The sequence below is a fragment of the Streptomyces sp. E2N166 genome (assembly GCF_003671715.1).
Taxonomy (GTDB): Bacteria; Actinomycetota; Actinomycetes; order Streptomycetales; family Streptomycetaceae; genus Streptomyces; species Streptomyces thinghirensis.
The window spans coordinates 230,488-240,525 of record NZ_RAIF01000025.1 but is presented as its reverse complement, the minus strand read 5'-3'; the positions used below and the strand labels follow the sequence as shown (position 1 = coordinate 240,525).

Here is a 10,038-nt window from a genome sequence, read left to right as displayed (position 1 = left end):
CCGCTGCCCGGCTCGCGCGGTGGCGGCGGACCGCCCGGCGTCGCGGCGGCCGGTTCCCGACCCGGCGACGGGGAGGGGGACGGGGTCGAGGAGGGAGACGGCGCATACGGCTCCGGGGCGGTCACCCCGTCGGCCCCGGCCGCTCCCGGCGCCTCCGGGGGCTCCGGGGGCTCCGGGGGCTCCGGGGTCTCCGTGTCCAGCAGCCGTACCGCGTGCCGGCCCAGCTGCGCCACCAGCGCGCTTGGCAGCCAGGGGTCGCGGGAGCGGCCGTCGGCGACCGTGTCCTGCGCGCCCGTGCGCTCCAGAACCTCGGCGAGGGCGGGGCGTGCGGCGGGGTCCTTCTTCAGGCAGTCGCGTACGAGGTCGGCGATGCTCTCGGGCAAGCCGTCCAGGTCGGGTTCCTCCTGCGCGATGCGGAACATCAGCGCGTGCACGCCGCTGTTGGCGGTGCCGAAGGGCAGTTCGCCGGTCGCGGCGTAGGCGACGACGGAACCGAGGCAGAAGACGTCGCAGGCGGGCGTGATGCGGTCGCCGCGCACCTGCTCGGGCGCCATGAAACCGGGCGAGCCGACCAGCGCGCCGGTGCGGGTGAGCCCGCCGTCGGTCATCGTCTGCAGGGCGCGCGCGATGCCGAAGTCGATGACGCGGGGGCCGTCGATGGTGACGAGGACGTTGGACGGCTTGAGGTCGCGGTGGATGATCCCGGCGGCGTGGATGTCCTGGAGGGCGTGGGCGAGACCGGCCGCCAGCGTGCGTACCGAACGCTCGGGCAGGGCGCCGTGGTCGTGCCCCACGACCTGCTGGAGGCTGGGGCCCGCGACGTATCCGGTGGCGACCCACGGCACGGCGGCCTCGGTGTCGGCGTCCAGCACGGGCGCCGTCCAGTACCCGCCGACCCGGCGCGCGGACTCGACCTCCTGCCGGAACCGCTCCCGGAACTCCTCCTGCGCGGCCAGTTCCTCGCGCACCAGCTTGACGGCGACCGTGCGTCCGCGGTCCGAACGGGCCAGGTAGACATGGCCCATACCGCCCGCCCCGAGCCGCCCCAGCAGCCGGTAGTCGCCGATCCTCCCCCAGTGCTGAACGCCTGGGGGGACCCCCATCGGGTCCCCGCCCCCGAGCTTCTCCATGTCGCGCCGCCTTCCCCCGCACGTGAACCCACGTGAGCAACAGATCGAGGATAGTGCGGGGCGGCCGCGCGGTGAGCCGGTCCGGTTCTACGGTTCCGTAACAGGCGGGTCGTCCGCGGTGGACGGCCCGCCGAGCCCGGCCAGCGCCTTCGACAGTCGTTCGAGGGCCGCCACCGCCTCCGCCAGCTCCGTCTCGGACCCGTACGCCTTTGCCAACCGGTCGGCGTAGGCGGCGTGGCCGGGACCGATGCGGGAGACGGCGGCGAAGCCCGCGTCCGTCGGCGCGAGGAGCTTGGCGCGGCGGTGGGCCGGGTTGGGCCGGTACTCGGCGAGGCCGCGCTCCACCAGCAGGTCGGCGATGCGCTGCACGCTCTGCCGGGTGATGCCCATCGCCCGCGCGACGCCGGAGACGGGCAGCGGCTCGCGCAGCACCGCGCCGAGCACCTGCCACCGGGCGGCGGTGAGTCCGGCGGGGCGGGCCAGTTCCTCCGCGACCGCGAGGAACTGGCCGTTGAGCCGGAAGACGCCGAGCGCGGCGCCGCTGAGCAGTTCCTGCCGCTCCCGGCCGCTCACGCGGCACCCGCCTTCTCCAGTACGGCGTACGCCTCCGGGTCGGAGTCGTGGAACAGCCGGTACCAGGCGTCCAGTACCTCGCCCTCGTACGCCCCGAGCAGGCCGAGGATCTCCCGGGCGAAGGCGACCGGCTCGGTGGGGCCGGCGGTGATCAGGCCGCGGTCGGTGACCGCGTCGGCCTCCACATACCGCTCGCCGCCCGCGTAGCCGGACGCCGCCAGGTAGAAGGAGACGGCACTGGTGTGCGCGCGGTCGTCGAGCAGGCCCTCGCGGGCCAGTCCGGCGGTGGCGCCGCAGATGGCGGCGACCGGCACGCCGGCGTCCAGGAAGGCACGGGCGGCGCGGGCGAAGGGGGCGAGGTCGTCCGTGGTGTCCCAGAGGTCGGCGCCCGGGAGGATCAGCAGGGAGCTGTCCTCTGGGCGCAGGCCGGCCAGGGCCAGGTCGGGCCGGATACGCAGGCCGCCGGTGCTCGTGACGTGGGCGGCGGTGGGACCGACGGTGCGCACCGGATACCCGGCGCGGGCGAGGTGGGCCGTCGCGTGGCCGGTCTCCCAGTCGGCCAGGGTGTCGTACACGGCGAGATGGACGGGCTTGCGGGTGCCGTTCGTGGTGCCGTTCATGACTCCTCCAGCGGTTGCGCGGGACGACCCTTATGACAGAAGGCTGTCATGAAGGCAGCATGCTGTCAATGAGGTGAGGGTGTGCGCCTCGTCGACAACCTGTCGTGGAAAGCCCCCGACCGCAGACAGGACGCCGATTCCGTTTCCGCATCGCGGACATCTACCCTCGGCCGCATGACCCCTCAGCCCAATCCCCAGGCCGGCGCCGCCGTGAAGGCCGCGGACCGCGCGCACGTCTTCCACTCCTGGTCCGCGCAGGAGCTCATCGACCCGCTCGCCGTCGCCGGCGCCGAGGGGTCGTACTTCTGGGACTACGAAGGCAAGCGCTACCTCGACTTCGCCAGCGGGCTCGTCTACACCAACATCGGCTACCAGCACCCCAAGGTCGTCGCCGCGATCCAGGAGCAGGCGGCGAAGATGGCGACCTTCGCGCCCGCGTTCGCCGTCGAGGCGCGCTCGGAGGCGGCACGGCTGATCGCCGAGCGGACGCCCGGCGACCTGGACAAGATCTTCTTCACCAACGGCGGCGCGGACGCCGTGGAGCACGCCGTGCGCATGGCGCGGCTGCACACCGGGCGGTCGAAGGTGCTGTCGGCGTACCGCTCGTACCACGGCGGCACCCAGCAGGCGATCAACCTCACCGGCGACCCGCGCCGCTGGGCCTCGGACAGCGGCGCGGCCGGGGTCGTGCACTTCTGGGCGCCCTTCCTCTACCGCTCGCGCTTCTACGCCGAGACCGAGGAGCAGGAGTGCGCGCGGGCGCTGGAGCACCTGGAGACGACGATCGCCTTCGAGGGTCCGGGTACCGTCGCCGCGATCATCCTGGAGACGATCCCGGGCACGGCGGGGATCATGGCGCCGCCGGCCGGTTACCTGGCCGGGGTCCGCGAGATCTGCGACAAGTACGGGATCGTCTTCGTGCTGGACGAGGTCATGGCCGGCTTCGGGCGGACCGGTACGTGGTTCGCGGCGGACCTCTACGACGTCGTACCCGACCTGATGACCTTCGCCAAGGGCGTGAACTCGGGCTACGTGCCGCTGGGCGGCGTCGCGATCTCCGGGGAGATCGCCGAGACCTTCGCCGAACGGCCCTACCCCGGCGGGCTGACGTACTCGGGGCACCCGCTGGCCTGCGCCGCCGCCGTCGCCACCATCAACGTGATGGAGGAGGAGGGCATCGTCGGGCACGCCGCCCGGCTCGGTACCGGGGTCGTCGAGCCCGCGCTGCGTGAGCTGGCCGAGCGCCACCCGAGCGTGGGCGACGTGCGCGGCACCGGCATGTTCTGGGCGCTGGAGCTGGTGAAGAACCGGGAGACCCGGGAGCCGCTGGTGCCGTACAACGCGACCGGGCAGGCGGCCACACCGATGTCCGCCTTCGCCGCCTCCGCCAAGGCCCACGGCGTGTGGCCGTTCGTGAACATGAACCGCACCCACGTCGTGCCGCCGTGCAACGTCTCCGAGGCGGAGCTGAAGGAGGGCCTGGCGGCCCTGGACACGGCACTGTCCGTGGCGGATGAGTACACCGAGTAAGGCCCGGGCGGGGCCCTGCCCGCATACGGGCAGGAAAGGGATCCGAGCGCGTAGGGTGGCGTGCTCGTACACGGTAGACATGTGTACGAGTACGCCTCCTCCCCCGCACGCGACAAGGAGACCGCCCGACCATGCCCGGCCCCAGCGGCACCGGTGCCGTCACCCGCAGCACCCTGCGCCGGCAGATCGCCGACGCGCTCCGCGACGAGGTGCTGGCCGGGCGGCTCCAGCCGGGGCAGGAATTCACGGTCAAGGAGATCGCCGAGCAGTACGGGGTCTCCGCGACACCGGTGCGCGAGGCCCTGGTCGACCTGTCCGCGCAGGGGCTCCTCGACGCCGACCACCATCGCGGCTTCCGCGTGCACGAGTACTCGGTCGACGACTTCCGGGGCATGATCGAGGCCCGCAGCCTCGTCACCGACGGGATGTTCCTCGTCCTCGTCGACGACCGCCGCGGCGGCCCGGACCCCCACGACCCGCGGATCGCCGCCGCCCTCGCCGGGGTCCGCCGGCGCGGCGAGGAGGCGCAGCGCGCCGCCGCGGCCGGTGACCTGACCATCCTCATCGGCTACGACCTGCGGTACTGGCGCGAGCTGGCCGTCCTGTTCGGCAACCCCTACCTCTCCGACTTCCTGCACCGGCTGCGCGTGCAGAGTTGGGTGTGCACGGTGCAGCACCTGCGTCGGCTCAGTGACCTGCGCGGCGCGCTGTGGTCCGGGCACACCGAACTGGTCGACGCCCTCGCCCGCCGCGACGCCGCCGGGGCGCGGTCGCTCGTCGAGGCGTACAACACCCACTCGCTCGCCCTCATCGAGCGGCTCGCCCGGCGATGACCGGGGGCAGCCGGGGGCAGCCGGGGATGACCAACGTCCCGCGTGTCGTGGTCCGGCGCCAGATGGGTATGGGAACTGCACGCAACGCGCACCGACTACGCTTCCTGACCACCGATCCCGACTACCGAGCCCGACCATCGTGCTGGATCGCCGTGCTTGACCGCCGTGCTGTGTGAGGAGCCCTCTTTTGGCCTGTGACCTGTGGCTGGTACCGCTCGTCGACGTCTTGTGCCACACGCCGGACAACCCGTTCGCCGAGGAACTCGCGCAGTACGACAAGGTACTGGCCGAGGCGGGGCTGCCGCCGGTGCCGGTGTACCAGTACATGCCGGGACTGTCCGGCGAGGTCGCCCCGGTAGCCGGTTTCGACTACGACGCGCTGCACTTCCTGCGCCGGGCGCACCTGCTCCAGGTGTGCGGGCTGCCGGTGACGCCGGTGGACGAACTCGGCGGCGACTACGAGCAGTTGCTGGAGATGTTCGAGACGACGGCCCAGCAGTCGCACCTGGTCTGGCACTACGACCACGCGGGTGCCTACGTCCCCGTCGACTTCCCGCACCCGCTCTCCAGCGACGAACTCCTCGCGGGTGGCGGCCCGTTGGGCTCCTCGCACTCCCTCCTGCGGGAACTGGAGGCCGTCGCCCCGGCCCTGGGCATCGATCCGGCCAACCCCCCGGCTGCCCCGCAGCCGCCGCTCGCCCCGACGGAGCTGGAGGAGCCGGCCGTGCCGGCACCGTACGACTCCAGCCCCTTCGCCCGCGAGCGTCACGTGTGGCTGGGCCTGCACGCGGCGGCCACGCGGAGCCTGGCACAGGGGTCGATGATCGTCTTCAGCTGACCTCGTGCCGGTCAGCGCAGCTGGGAGAGGCCCTTCGCGAGGTCCTCGCCGTTCATGATCGGGCAGATCTCGACCTCGGCGTTCATCTCCATGAGGAACGGCTCACCGAGCCGGGGCATCTCCGAGCTGTCCTGCATGTCGAAGACCAGCAGGGCCGTCCGCCGACCGCCGAGGACGCCGAAGTAGGCGGCCTCCGGCTTGATGTGGTCGACGGTCTCCCGCATCAGGTCCGTCATCTTGCCGCTGCGGACGAGTTCGTTCGACTTCTCCGTGTCCAGCGTGGCCTTGAGCAGCACGCGCATCGCACTCACCTTCTTCTGTCGACGCGACGTGTACAGCCTCAGCTTATGCCTGAAATAAGCAGATTGTTCAGCTTGTTCGGCTCCGCGATCACATCGATACCGGTGATGAGACCGTCGTCCGCGAAGGCGAAGCGGAGCACCACGCGCAGCCTGCCGTGCTCGGCCATCGCCATGCCCACCCGGCCGTCGACCAGGACGACACCCGCGGACCTGGCCCGGCCCATCGAGGCCATCGCGCCCCTGGCCACCTGCTCCACGCCGGTGACGGCGATGGGCCCGGGCGTCGGAACGACCGCCGCGTCGGCGCGCAGGACGACGTCCGGGTGGAGCAGGGAGACCAGCGCGTCGAAGTCGCCGCCGCGCGTGGCCGCCAGATACGCGTCGACCGCGCGGCGCCTGCGGGGCAGGTCGGCATCGGGCGCGGGTACGCCCCTGACCCGGCGGCGAGCGCGGCTGGCCAGCTGGCGGGTGGCCGCGGACGTCTTGTCGAGCATCGCGGCGATGTCGTCGAAGGGCACGTCGAACATGTCGTGCAGGACGAACGCGAGCCGCTCGGCCGGGCCCAGGGTGTCCAGGACGATCAGCAGCGCCACGCCGACCTCGTCGGCGAGCAGTGCCTCCTCGGCCGGGTCGGCGGCGGGCCCACCTGACACCGGGGCGGCGGCGGCCGGTCCACGCTCCGTCCCGTCGTCCAAGGACTCCTCACGGCGCGTGTCCCGGGCTCGGAGCATGTTCAGGCAGACCCGGGCCACGACCGTGGTGAGCCAGCCGGACGGGTTCTCCACCCCGGAGGTGTCCGCACGGTCGGCGCGCAGCCACGCGTCCTGGAGAGCGTCGTCGGCCTCGCCGAGGGAACCGAGGATCCGGTAGGCGACCGCCCGCAGCCGGGGGCGGTCCAGCTCGAAGCGCTCCGCCATCGCGTCGGATCGTCCAGACACCGTACGGCTTCCCTCCCCGTCCTCGGAACCGGTCCGATCCGGCCGAGTCACCCAAGTGAACCACTCCGGGGGCCCGCGTCCTCAGCGGATCAGGGAGATCCCCGGCGGCCACAGCACCCCGTCCGCCAGCAGCAGGGACGGCCCCAGATGTACGGGGCACACCCGCAGCGGCGCCCGCAGATGCCGGGCGACCTCGAAGCGGGCCGGATCACCGCAGCTCCCGGGGCCGGCCTCGCCACCGTACGGGCCCTGGCAGGAAGCGGCGTGGTCACGGCCGGCCATGCCCCCGCTCTCACGGTCGGTCATGCCCCCGATCCGACACCAGGCGCCGCGCCGACGCCCGGCAAAGGGGGCCGAACGGCTAGCCGAGGACGTCGGCGTCCTCCAGGCCGACGCACTTCCGCTCCTGCGGGATCCACTCCACCGCCGGGTCCAGCGCGGCGAGGACGCCGCCCACCTCCTCACGCGGACCGGAGTACGTGAGCTCGACGGCCGGTGAGCGGCCGTACGTCCGCAGGACGCTCACGCCGTCGCTCTTGAGCCGCTCCTCGTCCAGGACCCAGTCGACGCCGTCGGCCGTGACGCAGAGGTTGATGTTCGGCGGCAGTTCCTCGGCGCCGCAGCGGAACACCGCCTTCTGGCCGCCCCAGGAGGCGACGCCGTCGCCGAGGGCCCAGTCGCGCGAGGCGCCGGGTATGCCGTCCGGGAGGCGGGAGACCACCTCGTCGCACTTGGCGTCGGCGGCGTGCGGGGCGGCCGAGACGCGGTGGCTGTCGACGTAGAGGAGCCCGCCGGCGACGGCCACGACGGCCACGGTCAGCCAGATCCACATCCGGGTGGTGGGCTTCCGCATGTTCCGATCCGCTCCGCGCTGTCCGTTCCGTCCACTGCTGTCACCGGCCAGCGTATCCGTCGGCGTTCGCGGAGGTTCCAGCGGTCCTGCAGGAACGGGTCCTACAGGAACGGGTCCTACAGGAACGAGTTGATCTCGATCGTCTCGTCCCGGCCCGGGCCCACGCCGATCGCGGAGATCGGGGCGCCGGACATCTCCTCCAGCGCCTTGACGTACGCCTGCGCGTTCTTCGGCAGCTCGGAGAAGGACTTCGCCTTGCTGATGTCCTCGCTCCAGCCCGGCAGCATCTCGTAGACCGGCTTCGCGTGGTGGAAGTCGGACTGCGAGTACGGCAGCTCCTCGACGCGCTTGCCGTCGATCTCGTACGCCACGCAGACCGGGATCTGCTCCCAGCCGGTGAGGACGTCGAGCTTGGTGAGGAAGAAGTCGGTGAGGCCGTTGACGCGGGTGGCGTAGCGGGCGATCACCGCGTCGAACCAGCCGCAGCGGCGGTCACGGCCGGTCGTCACACCGCGTTCGCCACCGATGCGGCGCAGGGCCTCGCCGTCCTCGTCGAACAGCTCGGTCGGGAAGGGACCGGCGCCGACGCGGGTCGTGTACGCCTTGAGGATGCCGATGACCCGGCTGATCTTCGTCGGGCCCACGCCGGCGCCGGTGCAGGCGCCGCCCGCGGTCGGGTTCGACGAGGTGACGAAGGGGTACGTGCCGTGGTCGATGTCCAGCAGCGTGCCCTGGCCGCCCTCGAAGAGGACCACCTTGTCGTCGTCGAGGGCCTGGTTCAGGACCAGGACGGTGTCGGCGACGTACGGCGCGAGCTTTTCCGCGTAGCCCAGCAGCTCCTCGACGACCTGGCCCGTGGCGATCGCACGGCGGTTGTAGAGCTTGGTGAGCATCTGGTTCTTGGCGTCGAGCGCCGCCTCGACCTTCTGCGTGAGGATCGACTCGTCGTAGAGGTCCTGGACGCGGATGCCCACACGGTTGATCTTGTCGGCGTAGGTCGGGCCGATGCCGCGACCGGTGGTGCCGATCTTGCGCTTGCCGAGGAAGCGTTCCGTCACCTTGTCGACGGTCACGTTGTACGGCGTGATGATGTGCGCGTTTCCGCTGATCAGGAGCTTGGACGTGTCGACGCCGCGCTCGTTCAGCCCGCTCAGCTCGGAGAACAGGACCGACGGGTCGACAACGACACCGTTACCGATGACCGGCGTACAGCCGGGAGACAGGATTCCGGAAGGGAGCAGGTGGAGGGCGTACTTCTGATCGCCCACGACTACCGTGTGGCCGGCGTTGTTGCCGCCCTGGTAGCGCACCACATAGTCGACGGAACCACCGAGCAGGTCCGTCGCCTTTCCCTTGCCTTCGTCACCCCACTGAGCACCGAGCAGCACAAGTGCGGGCACGCGCGTACACCCCTTCCGGGCGGGGCATGTCCATGGTCGAGGGCGTACGCGGTGGGTTTCCGCCACGTACACCGCGACCGTCGTTGGCCGCCAACCGTCGGACCGGATGCCCCGGAATAGACGAAGCCCCTGGCGCAATAGCGCAAGGGGCTCTTGCACAAAGATGCTACCCGAGGAAGCGAGGCATGGCCGAGGTGGCGACTTCCGCGCGGTCTTCCGCGACGCCCGATCAGCTTCTGGTGGTCATCGATCCGGTCGCCCGGCGGGCGGACGGAGAGTCCGTCCGGATCGCGAAAGACGTGCTCAGCGCGGGTGCGGCCAGTACGAAGGTGTGTCTGCCGGACGGTCCGGAGGAATTCGCCCGGGCGCTGCGGCGAAGGGGCTCACGGCGGCCCGTCGTGATCGGCGACGACCGCGCGCTGCTGCGGGCCGTGGGCCTGCTGCACCGGCAGCGGGAGCTGGCCGGCTGCTCGCTGTCGGTGGTGCCGGTGGGGCCGGTACTGGGCCTCACCCGGGCGCTCGGGCTGCCGTCGGGCGCGGTGGCGGCGGCGCGGGCGGTGCTGGACGGCACGGAACGCCGCCTCGACCTGCTGGTCGACGACAGTGACGGGGTGGTGCTGGGGGCCGTGGGGATTCCGCCGGTCACCGCCCCCGAGGGCACGGACGTGGGGCCGGGAGCGCCGGCCCGTCCCTGGCTGCGGACCTGTCAGTCCCTCGTACGGACGCTGGCGTCCTCGCGGCCGGCCCGGGTCACGGCGGCGCTGGGCGCGGCCGGTACGGCGCGGCTGCGGGTGGAGGTCGACGGGGTGACGCTGGTGGACCTGGACCAGCCGGTCGAGGGGGTCTCGGTGATGCCGGGCGCCGGCGGAGTGGCCGTGGTGGAGGTACGGCCGCTGTCGGTGGGCGCGGAGGCGTCGCCGCTGACGGCGAGCGGACGGACGGTGACCGTGTCGGGGGCGCACTTCCGGTACCGGGCCGACGCGGTGGTGTCGGGGCCGGTGGGAACGCGGACTTGGACGGT

Annotated in this window: 12 protein-coding genes; 4 read left to right on the top strand and 8 right to left on the bottom strand. The window is 72.1% G+C overall.

What is annotated here, in order from left to right; genetic code table 11:
• From EBH09_RS19160 to EBH09_RS19150, 3 genes are all read right to left on the bottom strand, one after another.
• On the bottom strand, positions 1-1,103 hold a 1,103-nt coding region (locus tag EBH09_RS19160), incomplete at its 3' end, for a serine/threonine-protein kinase (protein ID WP_238697377.1).
• Positions 1,104-1,217: 114 nt separating this feature from the next.
• Entirely contained in the window at positions 1,218-1,703 is a 486-nt protein-coding gene (locus EBH09_RS19155) for a MarR family transcriptional regulator (RefSeq protein ID WP_121748201.1), read from the bottom strand.
• Entirely contained in the window at positions 1,700-2,323 is a 624-nt protein-coding gene (locus tag EBH09_RS19150; RefSeq protein ID WP_121748200.1) for a DJ-1/PfpI family protein, read from the bottom strand. Before EBH09_RS19150 ends, EBH09_RS19155 begins: the two co-directional genes overlap by 4 nt.
• A gap of 174 nt (positions 2,324-2,497) precedes the next feature.
• Between EBH09_RS19150 and EBH09_RS19145 the strand changes: the two genes are divergently transcribed.
• From EBH09_RS19145 to EBH09_RS19135, 3 genes are all read left to right on the top strand, one after another.
• Complete coding sequence (locus tag EBH09_RS19145) at positions 2,498-3,853, top strand: aspartate aminotransferase family protein (protein ID WP_121748199.1); 1,356 nt, start codon at positions 2,498-2,500, stop codon at positions 3,851-3,853.
• Positions 3,854-3,984: 131 nt separating this feature from the next.
• Entirely contained in the window at positions 3,985-4,686 is a 702-nt protein-coding gene (locus EBH09_RS19140) for a GntR family transcriptional regulator (RefSeq protein ID WP_121748198.1), read from the top strand.
• Positions 4,687-4,873: 187 nt separating this feature from the next.
• Positions 4,874-5,524: a hypothetical protein gene (locus tag EBH09_RS19135; protein WP_121748197.1), complete on the top strand. Its 651-nt coding sequence runs from the start codon at positions 4,874-4,876 to the stop codon at positions 5,522-5,524.
• Between the two features lie 11 nt (positions 5,525-5,535).
• Here the strand turns inward: EBH09_RS19135 and EBH09_RS19130 are convergent, their stop codons facing one another.
• The 5 genes from EBH09_RS19130 to EBH09_RS19110 form a co-directional block, all read right to left on the bottom strand.
• Positions 5,536-5,826 (bottom strand): hypothetical protein, encoded by a 291-nt coding sequence (locus tag EBH09_RS19130; protein WP_121748196.1) that lies wholly within the window; start codon positions 5,824-5,826, stop codon positions 5,536-5,538.
• 38 nt (positions 5,827-5,864) lie between these two features.
• A complete protein-coding gene (locus tag EBH09_RS19125) occupies positions 5,865-6,764 on the bottom strand; it encodes a sigma-70 family RNA polymerase sigma factor (protein WP_121748195.1) in 900 nt (299 codons plus the stop codon).
• Positions 6,765-6,845: 81 nt separating this feature from the next.
• Positions 6,846-7,046 carry a hypothetical protein gene (locus EBH09_RS19120; protein ID WP_121748430.1) on the bottom strand — a complete coding sequence of 67 codons (201 nt, stop codon included), beginning with the start codon at positions 7,044-7,046 and terminating at the stop codon, positions 6,846-6,848.
• 79 nt (positions 7,047-7,125) lie between these two features.
• On the bottom strand, positions 7,126-7,617 hold the full coding sequence (locus tag EBH09_RS19115; RefSeq protein ID WP_121748194.1) for a DUF3515 family protein: 492 nt from the start codon (positions 7,615-7,617) through the stop codon (positions 7,126-7,128).
• A gap of 116 nt (positions 7,618-7,733) precedes the next feature.
• Positions 7,734-9,017, bottom strand: a complete 1,284-nt coding sequence (locus EBH09_RS19110) for an adenylosuccinate synthase (RefSeq protein WP_121748193.1) — start codon at positions 9,015-9,017, stop codon at positions 7,734-7,736.
• A 185-nt stretch (positions 9,018-9,202) separates the two neighbouring features.
• Here EBH09_RS19110 and EBH09_RS19105 point away from each other — a divergent pair.
• Positions 9,203-10,038 (top strand): diacylglycerol kinase (locus EBH09_RS19105; protein WP_121748192.1); only part of this gene is annotated, 836 nt, incomplete at its 3' end.

Bases quoted from the DNA above. Each gene is read 5' to 3' on its own strand.
- EBH09_RS19115 (WP_121748194.1), bottom strand. From the start codon at position 7,617: ATGCGGAAGCCCACCACCCGGATGTGGATCTGGCTGACCGTGGCCGTC.
- EBH09_RS19140 (WP_121748198.1), top strand. From the start codon at position 3,985: ATGCCCGGCCCCAGCGGCACCGGTGCCGTCACCCGCAGCACCCTGCGC.
- EBH09_RS19130 (WP_121748196.1), bottom strand. From the start codon at position 5,826: ATGCGCGTGCTGCTCAAGGCCACGCTGGACACGGAGAAGTCGAACGAA.
- EBH09_RS19150 (WP_121748200.1), bottom strand. From the start codon at position 2,323: ATGAACGGCACCACGAACGGCACCCGCAAGCCCGTCCATCTCGCCGTG.
- EBH09_RS19120 (WP_121748430.1), bottom strand. From the start codon at position 7,046: ATGGCCGGCCGTGACCACGCCGCTTCCTGCCAGGGCCCGTACGGTGGC.
- EBH09_RS19145 (WP_121748199.1), top strand. From the start codon at position 2,498: ATGACCCCTCAGCCCAATCCCCAGGCCGGCGCCGCCGTGAAGGCCGCG.